Below are 16359 nucleotides of genomic sequence, written 5' to 3'. Positions count from 1 at the left end.
CGTGTGCGGGTCGTTACTGGCCGGACCAGGTCTCGACGTTGTTGATCACGACGGCGATCTGCTTGCCATTCGGGGCCGTGTAGCTGGTGCTCGCGCCGACCTTGAGGCCGAGGATGGCCTCGCCGAGGGGGCTCTGCGGGCTGTACACGTCGTAGTCGCTGTCGCCGGCGATCTCGCGGTCGCCGATCAGGAACACCGTCTCGTCGCCGGCGATCACGGCGGTGATCACGGTGCCGGTCTCGACGATGCCCTTGCTCTCGGGGGCGTCGCCGACCTCGGCGCGCTTGAGCAGATCCTTGAGCTGGCGGATGCGGGCCTCCTGCTTGCCCTGCTCGTCCTTGGCGGCGTGGTAGCCGCTGTTCTCCTTGAGGTCGCCCTCTTCGCGCGCAGACTCAATCTTGGAGGCGATCTCGACGCGGCCGGTGGTCGAGAGAGCCTCGAGCTCGGCGCTCAGGCGGTCGAAGGCCTCCTGTGTCAGCCACGTAACGCTCGTGTCGGATGCCATCGCTTCTCCTTGGATTGAGCGATGCGGACGGAGTCCGGGCATCGCCAGAAATGTTGCTCGTGATAGTGCGCGGGGTAAAGCTGACGCCCCGACTGGTCAGCCGGGGCGAAACCCTTATTTTAGGCGAGCCAGCAGCCGAAAATCAACCCTGTGTTGGCCGGGAGGGCGGTGCGCACGGTGTCGCTGAATGCCTGGGTGAAGCGGTCGGATGCCGGTACGTCGACGATCTTCCAGCCGACGACGGCAAAGTCCTCGTTGAGGGCCTGCACCGCGCAGGTGGCGCTCTCGCCGATCGGCATCGACACCTCGTAGTCGACCCGGACGGTCTGGTCGTCGATCACGGTGTGGGCGACATCCCGGGCCTCGACCATCGGCTTGCTGCCGTCCAGGCCGGCCCAGACCACCCAGGCGACGAGCACGACGGCGAACATCGCGGCCGAGATGATCAGCGTCAGGCGGTCGCGGCGACCCTTGCGTGGGCTGCGGCCGTAGCGCTGATCGAGATCGGCCGGCTGGGCGTTGGCGGTGCTCATGCTGCGGGGCTCCTGATCGGCGGGAATTCTGTGGCGCGGCACGGGGCTGGCCGGTGGGCACAGCCCGGCCTCGACGTGGCTTAAGCTTGTCTAAGGCTATCCGGCAATCCTGAGGAGTTCCGCACGTGTACACGACGATTCTGGAGCTCTCGACGCGCTTCGCACTGGCGACGGGCGACAAGGAGTTCGATCCGGACACCGTGACCCCCGGAATCTGGGGCTTCGTGGCCACCGCGGTGATCGCCCTCGCCGTTGTCGGCATCGGCTTCGACATGGTGCGCCGCATCCGCCGCACCAACTACAAGGCCGAGATCAGCGCCCGACTCGAGGCCGAGCTGGCCGAGCGCGAGGCCGGAGCGACCGGAGCGACCGACGGCGGCACTGCGGCATCCGCCCCCGACGACAAGTAGCCAACCCGCCGGCGCGCGTTCCGCGCTCCCCGTTGGCTCGAGGGAGCTCCAGCGACCGAAGCCGATCGGCACGCGGGGCAACTGCGCCAGTTGAACCGGAACAGCGCCAGTTGAGCTGGCGCGATTCCCACGGAAGTGGCGTAGCACCCGATCAGGTCAGCTCCCGGGCCAGGCGCCACTAGCCGGCGTGGTAGGCCGGGTGCAACACGATGATCAGCATCGCCACCCAGTGGCAGAGGAACGCGAGCACCGTGCACGCGTGGAAGATCTCGTGGAATCCGAACACCCCGGGAATCGGGTTGGGCTTCTTCAGCGCGTAGACGACGGCGCCCGCACTGTAGAGCAGCCCGCCGACCGCCACGAGCACCATCATCGCCACGCTCACCGCGAGCAGGTCGCCGAGGTACATGACGGCCGCCCAGCCGAGCGCCAGGTAGGTGACCACGTAGAGCCAGCGCGGGGCGTTGATCCAGAACACGCGGAAGCAGATGCCGAGAAGCGCGCCGCCCCAGACGACGGCGAGCAGCACCAAGCCCTTCTCCGGCGGCAGAGCGAGCACGGCCAGCGGTGTGTAGGTGCCTGCGATCAGCAGGAAGATGTTCGCGTGGTCGATGCGCTTGAGCAGCATCTTGGTGCGCGGCTTCCAGTTGAAGCGGTGGTAGAGCGCCGAGTTGCCGAACAGCAGCATCGACGTGAGCATGAACACGGCGCTCGCCCACTTTGCCGGGGCGCCCTGGGCGAGGGAGATGAGCACGATTCCGGCTGCGATCGTCACCGGGAAGGTGCCGGCATGAATCCACCCGCGCCAGAGCGGCTTGACGTCGACGGGGCTGTCCACAGCGGGATCATGCAGTGCCATGTGCTCAGGATACGACACACATCAGCGCGAGAAATGTGGGTGTCTGCAGGGGAGTGCACTAACGTAATTCTGTGCACACGCGCGATGAATCATTGGGCCGGGGTATCCTCTACGGCCTCTACCAGAACCGGCTACGGCGGGGGCTCACTGCGGAGACCCTTCCACGCCACGTCGCCATGATCATCGACGGCAACCGTCGCTGGGCCAAACAACTCGGTTACGACACCGCCGCCCACGGCCATCGGGCCGGCGCGGCGAAGATGCGCGAGTTCCTGGAGTGGTGCGACGACCTGGGTATCTCCACGGTCACGCTCTACCTGCTCTCCAGCGACAACCTCACGAATCGCTCCTCCGATGAGCTCGCCGCGCTGATCGAGATCATCGCCGAGCTCGCCGACGACCTCTCCCGCTACCGGGACTGGCGGGTGCAGCACGTCGGCTCCACCGCCGGCCTGCCCGAGCCGCTCGTCGCGGCGCTCGGCGCGGCCGAGACCCGCACCATGAACAAGACCGGCCTGCACGTGAACCTCGCGGTCGGCTACGGCGGGCGCAAGGAGATCACGGATGCCATGCGCAGCATCGTCGCCGATCACCACGCCGGCGGCGGCAGCCTCGAAGACCTCGCCGAGCGGCTCACCCCCGATCTGATCGGCGAGCACCTCTACACCGGTGGCCAGCCCGACCCCGATCTCGTCATCCGCACCTCCGGCGAACAACGACTCAGCGACTTCATGCTCTGGCAGAGCGCGCACAGCGAGTTCTACTTCGTCGAGGCGCTCGGCCCGGACCTGCGCCAGGTGGACTTCCTCCGCGCCCTGCGTGACTACGCGAAGCGCAACCGCCGCTTCGGCGGATAGCTCGACCAGGCGCGCCCACCCGAGGCCGCCGAAAGGAAACAATGACCACCTGGGATGACTACACCGCCGGTTTCGGCGAAGAGCCCGGCTACCTCGACTACGGCCGCATCGGGCCGATCTCCGCCGCGGCGTCCGCGGAATCGACCGGGCTCATCGAGACCCTCGGCCGCGCGCGTTTCGGCAGCCTGCAGGGGATCCTCGACCAAGATGAGCGCCTGCGCGCCGCGGCCGGCACGCTGCTCGGCCAGCCGGCCGAGCAGATCGTCGCGATCCCGAACACCACGACCGGGCTGCTGCACGCCATGTTCGGCCTGACCGGCGACGTTCTGCTCTCGCCGGGGGAGTTCCCCAGCCTGCCGATCGCCGCCTCCCGCGCACACGAGGCGCTGCACGTGGCGAAGCCGCAGTGGCTGAGCACCGACCACGGGACAGTCACGCCCGGCCAGGTCAAGGCGCAGCTCGGCGCCGGCACGGCCGCCGTCGCGCTGAGCCTGGTCGACTCGCGCACCGGCTACCTGGCCGACCTCGAGGGCATCCGCCAGGTGATCGGCGACCGGCTGCTCATCGTCGACGCCATCCAGGGCTTCGGCGTCGTGGACGCCCCCTACGAACTGGCGGATGTCGTCGTCAGCGGTGGCCAGAAGTGGTGCCGCGCCGGCTGGGGCACGGGTGTGATGGCGCTCAGCGAGCGGGCCCTCGCCCGCCTGACGCCGGTCTTCTCCGGGTTCACCGGCACCGACGAGGACGAGATATGGGACACGATCCCGACCCCGCCGCCGAGCGCCGGGGCCCGGGCGTTCCGCACCTCCAACCCGGACGGCATCGCCGAGGCCCGGCTGGCTGCCGCCCTCGAGGAGATCGCCGCGGTCGGTGTCGGCCAGATCCAGGCGGCCGTCGCCGCCAACGGCTCGCGCATGATCGACCTGGCCGACGAGTTCGCCATCCCCGTCGCCAGCTCGCGCAACGAGCGGGAGCGGGCCGGCATCCTCGTGCTCGAGCCGCCGCGCGAGCACCTCACACTGCTCAGCGCCTCGCTGTTCAACCACGGCGTGACCGCGACCGTGCGCGAGGGCTCGGTGCGGCTCAGCGTGCACGCCGTGCTGGAGGAAGAAACCGTCGACATGGTGCGGGGCGCCTTCACCTCCTACGCGAGCGCTGCCACCTACTGACGAGCTCCGGCGTCCCGCCGCAGTCCCGTCGGTGAGATGGATCCTGCGACCGAAGCCGACACCGCGGCCACCCGGCTGTGTGCTCGGCATCCGTTCGGTAAATATTGCCTGCACGGTGGCGTGTCGCAGTGCACGCCGCCGCCCGCGGTCGTAGCGTCAGGTGCATCAGGCGAGCGCCTGATCGAGACGGCCACATAAGTTCGACTCGAAACCACGTGGCCGAATCGCAACACTGGGCAGAAATGCCGAGGCGGGAGTGGTTGTGGTCACAGTTGGTCAGCCGTCTAGGGGCAATCGAGGGTCGGGGCAGGCAAGCCCGGAACGGGAACCGCGGGCCGGGGAATCCGGGCCGCGGGAGATCAAACAAACCGAGCGTGTCTACGTCTTAGACACCTCGGTTTTGTTGTCTGACCCCTCGTCGATGTTCCGCTTCGCCGAGCATGCCGTCGTGCTGCCGGTCGTCGTCATCACCGAGCTGGAATCGAAGCGCAACGACCCGGAGATCGGCTACTTCGCCAGACGCGCGCTGCGCAACCTCGACGACCTGCGCATCAAACACGAGCGCCTGGACTTCCCGATCCCCGTTGGCGACGGCGGCACCCTGCGGGTCGAGCTCAACCACTCCAACCAGGGCGTGCTGCCGAGCGGCCTGCAGCTGAACGACAACGACACGCGGATCCTGGCGGTGGCGCTGAACCTCGCCAACGACGGGCTGGCCGTCACGGTGGTCTCCAAAGACCTGCCGCTGCGTGTGAAGGCGGCCTCGATCGGCCTCGCCGCCGAGGAGTACAAGCACGAGCTCGCCGTGGACTCCGGGTGGACCGGCATGGACGAGATCACGCTGAACGGCGAGCAGATGGCCGCGCTGTACGAGAACGAACGGATGCAGACGCGACTCGTGCAGGATATGCCGGTGAACACGGGGCTGGTCGTGCACTCCGAGCGGGGCAGCGCGCTCGGTCGCGTGACCGCGCGTGGTGAGTTCAAGCTGGTGCGCGGCGACCGCGACGTGTTCGGGCTGCACGGCCGCTCGGCGGAGCAGCGCCTCGCGATCGACCTGCTGCTCGACCCGGAGATCGGTATCCTCTCCCTCGGCGGCAGCGCGGGAACAGGCAAGTCGGCGCTCGCGCTCTGCGCCGGCCTCGAGGCGGTGCTGGAGCGCCAGCAGCACAAGAAGATCATGGTGTTCCGGCCGCTCTACGCGGTCGGCGGTCAGGAGCTCGGCTACCTGCCCGGCGACGCCACCGAGAAGATGAACCCGTGGGCGCAGGCCGTCTTCGACACCCTCGGCGCCCTCGTCTCCGACAACGTGCTCGAGGAGGTGCTGGACCGCGGCATCCTCGAGGTGCTGCCGCTCACCCACATCCGCGGGCGCAGCCTGCACGACGCCTTCGTGATCGTCGACGAGGCACAGTCGCTCGAGCGCAATGTGCTGCTCACGGTGCTCAGTCGGATCGGGCAGCACTCGAGGGTGGTGCTCACCCACGATGTCGCCCAGCGCGACAACCTCCGCGTCGGCCGGCACGACGGCGTCGCCAGCGTGATCGAGACGCTCAAGGGGCACCCGCTGTTCGCGCACGTCACGCTCACCCGCTCGGAGCGCTCGGCGATCGCCGCCCTCGTCACCGAGATGCTGGAGTCCAACGAGCTCGCCTGACCTCCCCGTCCGCTCATCGAGACTGCGCGACTTGTCGTTCAGGTGCCTCCGAACGGCACGTCGCGCAGTCTCGGCGCCGGATGTCACTAGAGTGTGCGCATGGATCGGACGATGCGGCGCATGCGTTGGGGGCTGGCGCTCGTCGTCAGCGCTCCGGTCGTGCTGGCGACGCTCTGGGTGACGGGAACCCTGAACGCCGAGCCCGGCAGCCCGCTTGCCCTGCTCGTCGCCGGTTCCGGTGGGCTGAGCCTGGCGGCTTTGGCGCTCGGGTTCCTGCTGCTCATTGCCGCGGCGCGCGGCGCGAATCGCCTGGCGACGGTCGGCACCGCGCTGGTCGCGCTCGGGCTGCTCGGCGTCATCGTGCCGGCCGCGCTCGCGACGATGCTGCCCGGGACGGACTGGGTGTACCGGAACGGCGTCCTCGCCACCTCGATTCCGGTGCTGCTCGTGCTGGCCACCGTCGGCGCCATCCTCGCCCTCATCGGCTTCGCCCGCGGGCTCGCGCGCGTCGAGCTGCCGGCGCGCGCCGCGCCGGCCCCCACCGATTCGGGCACGCGGGCGCGCGCCGGGCGGATCGCCTTCGCTGGCCTCGCCGGCCTCCTCGCCTTCGGCGGCTACGAGACGCTGGTGCTGAGCCCGCTGGCGCTGGCCCCCGGCTACGAGATCGATGAGATCTACGCGCTGCTCAGCCCTGCGGATCGCTCCTCGGGCATCGCGATGGCGCTGGTCTGGCTGGTGTTCTGGGGCGTGGCCGTCGTGGCCCTGCTCGTGCTCTGCCTGCTGCGCGGCCGCTTCGCACGTGCCCTGAACGTGCTGCTCACCCCGCGCCGCGTCACGGTCTCCGCCCTGCTGCTCGGCGCCGTCATCATCTTCTTCCAGGGCTGGTCGGGCTTCTCGCTCGGCATGAGCATCTCCGACACGATCCCGCCCTACGCCGGCGGCCGCTCGTGGCAGGGTCAGGCGCTCTCGGCCGTCGGCGCGCTGGCCTTCGTCGCGGCCGTGCTGATCGCGCTGGTGCCCGGACCCCGGCGGATGCCGGTGCCCGCCGCATCCGTCGCCTGACGGGCCGGCAGCCACGCAGCCCACGCAGAAGCGCCGCCCCACGCGGGTGCGTGGGGCGGCGCTGGGTGCTGCGGCTGCGGTCCGGCTGCCTAGCCGGGGTGCGTCATGCTCAGCAGGTCGAGCGAGGCGTCGAGCTGCTCGAGGGTGATCGCGCCCTTCTCGACGTAGCCCATCTCGATGACGGCCTCGCGCACGGTGACGCCCTGCTTGACCGAGTACTTCGCGATCTTGGCGGCCTCTTCGTAGCCGATGATCTTGTTCAGCGGGGTGACGATCGACGGCGACATGCCGGCGAGGGCCGCGGCGCGCTCGAGGTTGGCCTCGAGACCGTCGATGGTCTTGTCGGCGAGCACGCGCGCGGAGTTGCCAAGCAGGCGGATCGACTCGAGCAGGGCGGTGCCCATGACGGGGATCTGCACGTTGAGCTCGAAGGAGCCGGACGCGCCGCCCCACGCGATCGCCGCGTCGTTGCCGATCACGCGCGAGCAGACCATGAGGACGGCCTCGGGGATGACGGGGTTGACCTTGCCCGGCATGATCGAGGAGCCCGGCTGCAGGTCGGGGATGTGCAGCTCGCCGAAGCCGGTGTTCGGGCCAGAGCCCATCCAGCGGATGTCGTTGCAGATCTTGGTCAGGCTCACGGCGATGGTGCGCAGGGCGCCGGAGGCGTCGACGAGGCCGTCGCGGTTGGCCTGGGCCTCGAAGTGGTCCTTCGCCTCGGTGATCGGCAGCTCGGTCTCGGCGGTGAGCAGCTCGAGCACCAGCTGCGGGAAGCCGAGCGGGGTGTTGATGCCGGTGCCGACGGCGGTGCCGCCGAGCGGCACCTCGGCGACGCGGGGGAGGGCCGAGCGCACACGCTCGATGCCGAGGCGCATCTGGCGGGCGTAACCGCCGAACTCCTGGCCGAGGGTGACGGGGGTGGCGTCCATCAGGTGCGTGCGGCCGGCCTTGACGGCATCCGCCCACAGCACGGCCTTCGCCTCGAGGGCCACGGCGAGGTGGTCGAGGGAGGGGATCAGCTCGTCGATGAGCGCGCCGGTCACAGCGATGTGCACGGAGGTCGGGAACACGTCGTTGGAGGACTGCGAGGCGTTCACGTGGTCGTTGGGGTGAACCGGGCTGCCGAGGCGCGCCGTGGCGAGGCTCGCGAGCACCTCGTTCATGTTCATGTTCGTCGACGTGCCGGACCCGGTCTGGTAGACGTCGATCGGGAACTGCTCGAGGTGTGCGCCCCCGATGATCTCGTCGGCGGCCGAGGCGATGGCGTCGGCGATGCCCTGGTCCAGGCGGCCGAGCTTCGCATTCGCCTGCGCGGCAGCCTTCTTGATGCGCGCCAGCGCCACGATCTGGGCCGACTCCAGCGTCGACCCCGAGATCGGGAAGTTCTCAACGGCACGCTGCGTCTGCGCACTGTACAGCGCGTTGACGGGCACGCGCACCTCGCCCATGGTGTCGTGTTCGATGCGGAATTCCGCGTCAGCTGAATTGCTCACGGTTGCCCTTTCGGTGTGTTCTGAGACTGGGGAGTCCGGTCTCGGTGTTGCTGTTCGAAGTGTTGCTGATCGAAGTGTTGCTGTTCGAAGTGTTGCTGTTCGAAGTGTTGCTGTTCGAAGTGTTGCTGTTCGAAGTGAAGAAGTGGTGGGGGCGGCTCAGACGACGCCGACGACGGCGTCGGTCTCGGCCCGGCCCTCAAAGAGGCGGTAGTTGGCGCCGACGACGGCGAGGGTGCCCGCCGCGACGGCGTCGCTGATCATCTCGGATGACGCGAGCAGCTCCGACACGGTGTCGCGCAGGTGTTCGCGGCCGACGAAGCCGGCATCCACCTGGCTGGCGTTGGCGATCTCGCGGCCGCCGGTGACCCGCTCCACGGCGGGCACGATCTTCTGTACGAGCTTGTCGATGAAGTGCGGCAGCGGCGCGGCATCCGGAAGCTTGGACTCGATGGCGGCCTGGACGGCGCCGCAGGAGTCGTGGCCGAGCACGACGATGAGCGGCACGTGCAGCACGCCGACCGCGTACTCGAGCGAGCCGATGATCGAGGATCCGATCACCTGGCCGGCGTTGCGCACGACGAAGAGGTCGCCGAGGCCAACGTCGAAGATGATCTCGGCGGCCAGACGCGAGTCGGCGCAGCCGAACAGCGCGGCGCGCGGGCCCTGCGCGCCGGCGAGCGAGCGCCGGCTGTCGACGTCCTGGTGCGGGTGCAGCGGCTTGCCGGCCACGAATCGCTCGTTGCCCGCACGCATCTCCGCCCAAGCCTGGGCGGGGGTGGTGCTGGGTGTTGCGGTCGTGTGGCCTGCGCTCATCGAGCATCCTCCTGGGCGGCCCGCACATCGGGGGCCAGTTCTGTTGCAACGGAATCGAACACCTCGGGGCCTGCCTCGCCGAGCAGCACGATCGTGCTCGGCCCGGCCTCGGTCACGAGGGCGTAGTGGAACAGTCCGCGCTCGTCGGCGGGTTTCGGGTTTGAGTACACGTCCCAGCTGACGCCGTCGATCACGGCGGTCGACACCGGGGAGTTGCCGTCCAGCTTGGCGGCGAGCCAGCTGGCGTCGGTGTCGATGCCCTGGTGGATGCCGAGGTACTGCTTCTCGGGGCTGATCAGAGCGATGTACCAGCTGGTGATGCCGGCCTTGTCGGTGCTGAGCTCGGTGGAGTTCGCGGTCCAGCCGGCGGGCAGCGCCGGGTCAACCAGCGTCACGTCGACGGTCGGCTGCAGCTCGGCGGCCACGGAGGACCAGTCCACGGCGCGCTCGATCGGCTTGTCGCTGCGCGGAACGATCAGCACGATCACGATGACGAGGCCGAGCGTGGCCGCAAGCGAGAGCACCAGGTTGTTGATGGTCTGCTTGGCGCGGTGCTTGCGCGAGTTCTCGGCCTTGCGGGCCGCGGTCTCCTCTGGGGTCTCCGGGCGACCGAGCTCCGCGACGACGCGCGGGGCCTTGGCCTTGTTCTGCTGGGGCGGGTTCACCGTCGGGGTGCTCATTCGGCGGATGCCGCGGCTTCTGCCCCGGCCCTCGCGGCGTCCAGGCGCTCCTTGGCCCCGATCAGCCACTCCTCGCAGCGGCGGGCCAACGCCTCACCGCGCTCCCAGAGGGCGAGGGACTGCTCCAGCGTGGAGGAGCCCTGCTCGAGCTCGCTCACCACCCGAATCAGTTCGTCGCGGGCCTGCTCGTAGCTCAGGTCTGCGAGGCTCAGTTCAGCGCGGTCGTCGTTCGTGGGCATGCCTCGATTCTATGCGGCTTGGCCGACAGCGCGGTTCGGAACCCGATCCCGCCGTCTGGCCCCCGCCGCTGCTGGGGCCCCGGGGCACGACACCCGTCGTTCGGAGCCCGGCCGTCAGCGCTTCGCGGCCGGCCCGGTGGACTCGGCCGTGATGCTGCCGTCGGCGACGGTGATGCGCAGCGCGGTGCCGGCCGGGGCCTGGTCGGCGGCGCGCAGCACGTTGCCGTCGGGCAGCTGCGCGATGGCGTAGCCGCGGTCGAGGGTGGCCTGCGGCGAGAGTGCGCGCAGCTGCGCGCGCAGCTCCGCGGTCTGGTTGCCGGCCCGCTCGATGCTGCGCTCGACCAGCTCGGCGCCGCGGGCGACGTAGCGGGTGAGGTCCTGGCTGCGGGACTCGATGATCCAGGCCGAGTCGGCCAGCACGGGGCGGCTGCGCAGCTGGGCGATCCGGTCGATCTCGGCGGAGAGGATGCCGGTGAGGCGGCTGCCGATGCGGGCGCGGGCCTGCTGCACCCGGGAGAGCTCCTCGGCGACGTCCGGAACCACCCGCTTCGCGGCGTCGGTCGGGGTCGAGGCGCGCAGGTCGGCGACGTCGTCGAGCAGCGGCCGGTCGGCCTCGTGCCCAATCGCGCTGACGATGGGGGTGCGGGCGGCGGCCGCAGCGCGGACGACCCGCTCGTCGCTGAAGCCGAGCAGGTTCTGGAAGTCGCCGCCGCCGCGGGCGATGATGATCACGTCGACCTCGGGGTCGGCGTCCAGCCGCTCGATCGCAGCCGACACCTCGCCGACGGTGCGGTCGCCCTGCACCGCGGCGTGCACCACCCGGAAGTTCACGGCGGGCCAGCGGAGCTGGGCATTGCGGATGACGTCTTTCTCGGCATCCGAGTCCTTGCCGGTGATCAGGCCGATGCAGTGCGGCAGGAACGGCAGCGGCTTCTTGCGGGCCGGGTCGAAGAGCCCCTCGGAGGCGAGCTGCTTGCGCAGGCGCTCCAGCCGTTCGAGCAGGTCGCCGAGACCGACGTGGCGCAGCTCGAACACCTGCATGGTGAGCGTGCCGCCCTTCACCCAGTAGTTCGGCTTGACGAGGGCGATCACGCGGTCGCCCTGCTTGAAGTCGCCGTCGAGTTTCGCGCGCACCGACGACCAGACGGTGAAGCTGACCGTAGCGTCCTCGCCGAGGTCTTTCAGCTTGCCGTAGACGTTGCCGCCGGAGACGCCCCACTGGGTGATCTCACCCTCGACCCAGGCAGTGCCGAGCCGCTCGATGTAGCCGCGGATCTTCTGCGACAGCACGGCAACCGGCCAGGGCGCCTCGAGGGTGGGTGTTGCGTCGCTCACGCGGGTTTCCTCCAGAATGTCGCCGGCCGGTGCGGCGCCGGGGCGCGCCACATCTTCTCAGGCTCCCAGCCTAGACTTGGGGGGTGACGAATCTGACGGACGCCACCATTATCGGCCTCGGGATGCCCCGCATTCCCAGCCGCCGAGGGCACCTTAAAAACAATCCTGTTCCCGGCGAGAAGAAGGTGCTGCTCGCCGCCCCGCGTGGATACTGCGCGGGCGTTGACCGCGCCGTGATCGCCGTGGAGAAAGCCCTGGAGCACTACGGCGCTCCGATCTACGTGCGCAAGCAAATCGTGCACAACATCCATGTTGTCACCGAGCTGGAGGCGCTCGGCGCCATCTTCGTCGAAGAGGTCGACGAGGTGCCGGAGGGCTCGCACCTCGTCTTCAGCGCGCACGGCGTCTCGCCGGCCGTCGTCAATGCCGCGGCCGACCGCGGGTTGCAGGCGATCGACGCCACCTGCCCGCTGGTCACCAAGGTGCACCGCGAGGCGGTGCGCTTCGCCCGCGACGACTTCGAGATCCTGCTGATCGGGCACGAGGGCCACGAGGAGGTCGAGGGAACCGCCGGTGAGGCACCCGACCACGTCACCATCGTGAACAGCCCGGACGATGTCGACAACATTGAGGTCAAGGACCCGGACAAGGTGGTCTGGCTCTCGCAGACCACGCTCAGCGTGGACGAGACCATGGAGACGGTGCGCCGCCTGCGGCAGAAGTTCCCCAAGCTGCAGGATCCGCCCAGCGACGACATTTGCTACGCGACGCAGAACCGCCAGGTGGCCATCAAGAAGGTTGCCCGCGACGCGGAGCTCGTCATCGTGGTCGGCTCGGCCAACAGCTCCAACAGCGTGCGCCTCGTCGAGGTCGCGCTGGAGTACGGCGCGAAGGCCGCCTACCGGGTCGACTACGCCAGCGAGGTCAAGCAGGAGTGGCTGGACGGCGTCGCAACCGTCGGCGTCACCAGCGGCGCCTCGGTGCCGGACGAACTCGTGCAGGAGCTGCTGCGCGACCTGGCGGATGCCGGCTACGGCACCGTGCAGGAAGTGAAGACGGCCGAGGAAGACCTCGTCTTCAGCCTGCCCAAGGAACTGCGCACGGGGCGCTCCGGCAAGCAGGACCCGCGCGCGCTCGGCGGCCGGAACACCCCGGCCGCGGCCGACTCCGACTGCAACACCAAGTAGCGCCTCGGGCACTCGACGCCGGCTCGGCGCACCTCAGTTCGGGGTGCGCCAGCCGTCGTCGTGCGACCAGCTGACGGATGTCGGGCGGATCTCCAGCGTGCCCCACTGGGCGGCCGGGCACTTCTCCGCCCACTCCAGCGCCGCGGCCGGGTCGTGCGCCTCGATCACGAAGAAGCCACCGAGCTTCTCCGGGGTGTCCTGGAACGGGCCGACGAGGTTGACCCGGTTGCCGCCCTGCAACGACAGCGTGGCCGACTCGGTCGACGGCTGCAACACCTCGGCCGCGACCATCACCCCGGCGTCGTCGAGCTCGCGTGCGTAGCGATTGAAGGCATCGCGCCACGGCGCCATCTCTTCTTCGGTCATCCCCGTGTCGCCCTGTTCGGCGTAGTACATCAGCAGCGTGAATCGCATGAGGTTTGCCTCCCGTGCACCCGATTCTGCCACCGCGCACGCGCGCGCACCAGCGTCGGCGCAGCCCGGATACCGCGCCCGCGGAGTGCCTAGAGGGCGCCGCCCAGCTGCATCAGCAGGGGGTCATTCGCGGCGACGATCGACACGATGGCGAAGAGCAGGATGACCGAGAGCGCGCCACCGACCAGCGGCACCCAGAAGGCGCGCCGAGACTTCTGCAGCCGGAGCACGGCCCAGGCGGCCGTTGCCACCCAGAGGATGCCCTGCAGCACGTTGCCGATCAGGATGGTGCGCATGTCGTCCTGGCTCGCGACGTAGTCGGCGAGGCCCTGCTGGCTGTGCAGCATCTGGATCGCCTCGGGAATCGAATTGAGGGTGCTGATGGCGATCCACAAGCCGAACAGGCCGAACACGAGCAGGGCGATCGTGATGCGGCGGTCGGTGCGGAGCGCGTCCGCGGGCGTCTTCGCCAGTGCGGGAGTGTGAGCTGCCGGCGGGGCGGGCGGTGCGGGTGGTGCCGAATGCCGCGGGGCGGCCATGCCGGTGGGCGCCGGCGCTGCCGGCGGCTGCGGTGGCTCGGCCGTGGGCGGGACCGGCGGCTGCCAGGTCCAGCCCTCCGGCGCGAGCTCGCCGTACCGAGGACGAGGCCGCTCATCCGCCTTCGAAGGATCAGGCTTCGAGGGATCGGGGGTGGAAGCGGCCTCGTTCTCAGTCATGATGCGGGTACTAGCTGTTCGAGTGGCCGAAGGAGCCGAGCTGCTTGGTCGACTCGAGCACGCGAGCGGCCATGGCCGACTCGGCGACCTTGCCCCAGGCGCGCGGGTCGTACAGCTTCTTGTTGCCCACTTCGCCGTCGACCTTGAGCACGCCGTCGTAGTTCTTCAGCATGTAGTCGGCGATGGCGCGGGTGTAGGCGTACTGGGTGTCGGTGTCGATGTTCATCTTGATGACACCGTTGGCGACGGCCTCGGCGATCTCGGCGTCGGTCGAGCCGGATCCGCCGTGGAAGACGAGGTCGAGCGGCTTCGGGCCGGTGCCGTACTTGGCCTGGATGCCGTCCTGGATCTCCTTGAGCAGGGCCGGGCGCAGCTTGACGTTGCCCGGCTTGTATACGCCGTGCACGTTGCCGAAGGTGAGGGCAGACATGTAGCGGCCGTTCTCGCCGAGCCCGAGGGCCTCGACCGTGGCGATTGCGTCGTCAAGGGTCGTGTACAGGCTGTCGTTGATGTCGTGGCTGACACCGTCCTCCTCGCCGCCGACGACGCCGATCTCGACCTCGAGGATGGCGTTGATGGCCTTGAGGCGGGGGAGGATCTCCTTGGCGATCTCGAGGTTCTCGGTCAGCGGCACGGCCGAGCCGTCCCACATGTGCGACTGGAAGATCGGGTTGCGGCCCGCCTTGACCTCCTCCTCGGATGCGGCGATCAGCGGCATCACGAAGTCGTCGAGGGCGTTCTTCGGGCAGTGGTCGGTGTGCAGCGCAACGGTGATGGGGTAGTTGTCGGCGACGGCGTGCACGAACTTGGCCATGGCCAGTGCGCCGGCGGCACGGTTCTTCACGGTGTGGCCGGCGAAGTAGTCGGCGCCGCCCGTGGTGACCTGGATGATTCCGTCAGAGCCGGCCTCGGTGAGTCCCTGCAGAACGGCGTTGATCGTCTGCGAGGAGGAGACGTTGAAGGCGGGGTAGGCGAAACCCTTGTCCTTCGCCTTGTCCAGCATTGCGGCGTACTGATCGGGCGTTGCGATGGGCATGGAGGCTCCTTGGCGTTGGTCTGAGAGTGTGAGCAAAGTCTAGCCAGCCCCGGCCTCGTCCACATCCGCGCCCGCGGTACCGCGGGCGGACGCGCGTGAAGGATCGGCTTGAACTTGTCTGTTCTGTTAAAGTTCACGATTCTTTCCGATTTGCCGCGTGGATTCTTGCGCCACAGCGAGCGACGGTGAAATACCCTGAGTGTGGCGGCTCGCCAACTCGCTGGCGAGCATTCTGGCGCACACACGCACCCGAAGCCTTTCACCATCGCGTCCGGGAGGACCCACCATGACGAGCACCGATACCGCCAGCATCTACCTGCACCCCGACCGCAACTTCGCGATGGAACTCGTTCGGGCCACGGAGGCGGCGGCCATCCGTGCCGTGCCGTGGATCGGCCGCGGCGACAAGCTCGCCGCAGACGGCGCCGCCGTCGACGCGATGCGGGCCTTCCTCGGAACCGTCAACTTCGACGGGCTCGTCGTGATCGGCGAGGGTGAGAAGGATGCCGCGCCGATGCTCTTCAACGGTGAGCGCGTCGGCAACGGCCGCGGCCCCGCCTGCGACATCGCGGTCGACCCGATCGACGGCACCAGTCTGACCGCCGTCGGACGGCAGAACGCGATCTCGGTGATCGCCGTCTCCGACCGGGGCACCATGCTCGACGCGTCCAGCGTGTTCTACATGGACAAGATCGTCACCGGACCGGAGGGGCACGGCGTCATCGACATCAGCCGGCCGATCGGCGAGAACATCCGCGCCCTGGCCAAGGCCAAGGACATGGAGGTCGGCGACATGCGCATCGCCGTGCTGGACCGCCCCCGGCACGAGCAGCTCATCGACGACATCCGCGCCGCCGGCGCCGGCACCCGCCTGATGAGCGACGGCGACGTCGCCGGCGGCATCAACGCTGCCCGCTACGACTCCCGCATCGACATGTGCGTCGGCATCGGCGGCAGCCCGGAGGGCATCACCACCGCCTGCGCCATCAAGGCACTCGGCGGCTTCATGCAGACCCGCATGGCGCCCAAGGACGACGCAGAGCGCGCCCGCGGCGAGGCCGCCGGCCTCGACTGCGACCGGGTGTACGACGCGGACGACCTGGTCAAGGGCGGCAACACCTTCTTCGTCGCCACGGGCGTGACCGACGGCGGGCTGCTGGCCGGGCCGCGCAAGGTCGGCCGCACCCACATCCGCACCGAGAGCATCATCCTCCGCGGCAAGTCGGGCACGATCCGCCGCATCACGGCGGACCACCTCGTCTCCAAGTGGCTGAAGTAGCGCGCCGCTAGCCCCGCCGAAGCCGGGGAGCGCGCGACCACCCGTTGGTCGAGTAGCGAGGAACGAGCGTATCGAGACCGGCTTGCGAGGTCTCGATACGGCGCTGGCGCGCCTA

Annotated in this window: 18 protein-coding genes; 7 read left to right on the top strand and 11 right to left on the bottom strand. The window is 69.2% G+C overall.

The features are described 5' to 3' along the window. Positions 1–13 precede the first annotated feature (13 nt). Together greA and BLT62_RS13980 are read right to left on the bottom strand one after the other, a co-directional pair. Positions 14–505, bottom strand: a complete 492-nt coding sequence (gene greA / locus BLT62_RS13985; RefSeq protein ID WP_083364614.1) for a transcription elongation factor GreA — start codon at positions 503–505, stop codon at positions 14–16. Positions 506–624: 119 nt separating this feature from the next. After that, positions 625–1038 (bottom strand): DUF4307 domain-containing protein, encoded by a 414-nt coding sequence (locus tag BLT62_RS13980; protein ID WP_083364613.1) that lies wholly within the window; start codon positions 1036–1038, stop codon positions 625–627. A 125-nt stretch (positions 1039–1163) separates the two neighbouring features. Here BLT62_RS13980 and BLT62_RS13975 point away from each other — a divergent pair, with 125 nt between their 5' ends. Further along, positions 1164–1448: a hypothetical protein gene (locus tag BLT62_RS13975; protein ID WP_083364612.1), complete on the top strand. Its 285-nt coding sequence runs from the start codon at positions 1164–1166 to the stop codon at positions 1446–1448. A 178-nt stretch (positions 1449–1626) separates the two neighbouring features. Here the strand turns inward: BLT62_RS13975 and trhA are convergent, their stop codons facing one another. Next, positions 1627–2307, bottom strand: a complete 681-nt coding sequence (trhA, locus tag BLT62_RS13970) for a PAQR family membrane homeostasis protein TrhA (RefSeq protein WP_083364611.1) — start codon at positions 2305–2307, stop codon at positions 1627–1629. Positions 2308–2378: 71 nt separating this feature from the next. Between trhA and BLT62_RS13965 the strand changes: the two genes are divergently transcribed. The 4 genes from BLT62_RS13965 to BLT62_RS13950 all read left to right on the top strand — a co-directional run bounded on the left by BLT62_RS13965 (position 2379) and on the right by BLT62_RS13950 (position 7052). Then, on the top strand, positions 2379–3164 hold the full coding sequence (locus BLT62_RS13965) for an isoprenyl transferase (protein ID WP_083364610.1): 786 nt from the start codon (positions 2379–2381) through the stop codon (positions 3162–3164). Between the two features lie 41 nt (positions 3165–3205). Continuing rightward, positions 3206–4333 (top strand): aminotransferase class V-fold PLP-dependent enzyme, encoded by a 1128-nt coding sequence (locus BLT62_RS13960; RefSeq protein WP_083364609.1) that lies wholly within the window; start codon positions 3206–3208, stop codon positions 4331–4333. 358 nt (positions 4334–4691) lie between these two features. Next, positions 4692–5990: a PhoH family protein gene (locus BLT62_RS13955; RefSeq protein ID WP_231919446.1), complete on the top strand. Its 1299-nt coding sequence runs from the start codon at positions 4692–4694 to the stop codon at positions 5988–5990. 99 nt (positions 5991–6089) lie between these two features. Further along, entirely contained in the window at positions 6090–7052 is a 963-nt protein-coding gene (locus BLT62_RS13950; protein WP_156786363.1) for a hypothetical protein, read from the top strand. An 89-nt stretch (positions 7053–7141) separates the two neighbouring features. On the opposite strand, the gene BLT62_RS13945 is transcribed toward BLT62_RS13950, so the two are convergent. From BLT62_RS13945 to xseA, 5 genes are all read right to left on the bottom strand, one after another. Continuing rightward, a complete protein-coding gene (locus tag BLT62_RS13945; protein ID WP_083364606.1) occupies positions 7142–8545 on the bottom strand; it encodes a class II fumarate hydratase in 1404 nt (467 codons plus the stop codon). A gap of 156 nt (positions 8546–8701) precedes the next feature. Next, the gene (locus tag BLT62_RS13940) at positions 8702–9358 is read right to left on the bottom strand and encodes a carbonic anhydrase (protein WP_197675140.1); all 657 of its coding nucleotides are present in this window, start codon (positions 9356–9358) and stop codon (positions 8702–8704) included. Further along, complete coding sequence (locus tag BLT62_RS13935) at positions 9355–10038, bottom strand: DUF4245 domain-containing protein (protein WP_083364605.1); 684 nt, start codon at positions 10036–10038, stop codon at positions 9355–9357. The genes BLT62_RS13940 and BLT62_RS13935 overlap by 4 nt, the downstream gene beginning before the upstream one ends. After that, positions 10035–10277, bottom strand: a complete 243-nt coding sequence (locus BLT62_RS13930; protein WP_083364604.1) for an exodeoxyribonuclease VII small subunit — start codon at positions 10275–10277, stop codon at positions 10035–10037. Before BLT62_RS13930 ends, BLT62_RS13935 begins: the two co-directional genes overlap by 4 nt. 114 nt (positions 10278–10391) lie before the next feature. After that, positions 10392–11627: an exodeoxyribonuclease VII large subunit gene (xseA, locus tag BLT62_RS13925; protein WP_407937567.1), complete on the bottom strand. Its 1236-nt coding sequence runs from the start codon at positions 11625–11627 to the stop codon at positions 10392–10394. Between the two features lie 107 nt (positions 11628–11734). On the opposite strand from xseA, the gene BLT62_RS13920 reads away from it, so the two are divergent. Continuing rightward, positions 11735–12799, top strand: coding sequence for a 4-hydroxy-3-methylbut-2-enyl diphosphate reductase (locus BLT62_RS13920; protein ID WP_083365483.1), 1065 nt, complete (start codon positions 11735–11737; stop codon positions 12797–12799). Between the two features lie 33 nt (positions 12800–12832). Here BLT62_RS13920 and BLT62_RS13915 read toward each other — a convergent pair whose 3' ends face one another. The 3 genes from BLT62_RS13915 to fbaA all read right to left on the bottom strand — a co-directional run bounded on the left by BLT62_RS13915 (position 12833) and on the right by fbaA (position 14965). Beyond that, positions 12833–13213, bottom strand: a complete 381-nt coding sequence (locus BLT62_RS13915) for a YciI family protein (RefSeq protein ID WP_083364603.1) — start codon at positions 13211–13213, stop codon at positions 12833–12835. An 89-nt stretch (positions 13214–13302) separates the two neighbouring features. Then, complete coding sequence (locus BLT62_RS13910; RefSeq protein ID WP_156786362.1) at positions 13303–13929, bottom strand: DUF6264 family protein; 627 nt, start codon at positions 13927–13929, stop codon at positions 13303–13305. Between the two features lie 10 nt (positions 13930–13939). After that, entirely contained in the window at positions 13940–14965 is a 1026-nt protein-coding gene (gene fbaA / locus BLT62_RS13905; protein WP_083364601.1) for a class II fructose-bisphosphate aldolase, read from the bottom strand. A 286-nt stretch (positions 14966–15251) separates the two neighbouring features. Between fbaA and glpX the strand changes: the two genes are divergently transcribed. Further along, entirely contained in the window at positions 15252–16244 is a 993-nt protein-coding gene (glpX, locus tag BLT62_RS13900) for a class II fructose-bisphosphatase (protein WP_083364600.1), read from the top strand. The last annotated feature ends 115 nt before the right edge of the window (positions 16245–16359 follow it).

It is taken from the genome of Microterricola viridarii, assembly GCF_900104895.1.
Taxonomy (GTDB): domain Bacteria; phylum Actinomycetota; class Actinomycetes; order Actinomycetales; family Microbacteriaceae; genus Microterricola; species Microterricola viridarii.
Note: the sequence above shows the minus strand (reverse complement) of the source record. Positions and strands in the feature narration are given on the sequence as shown.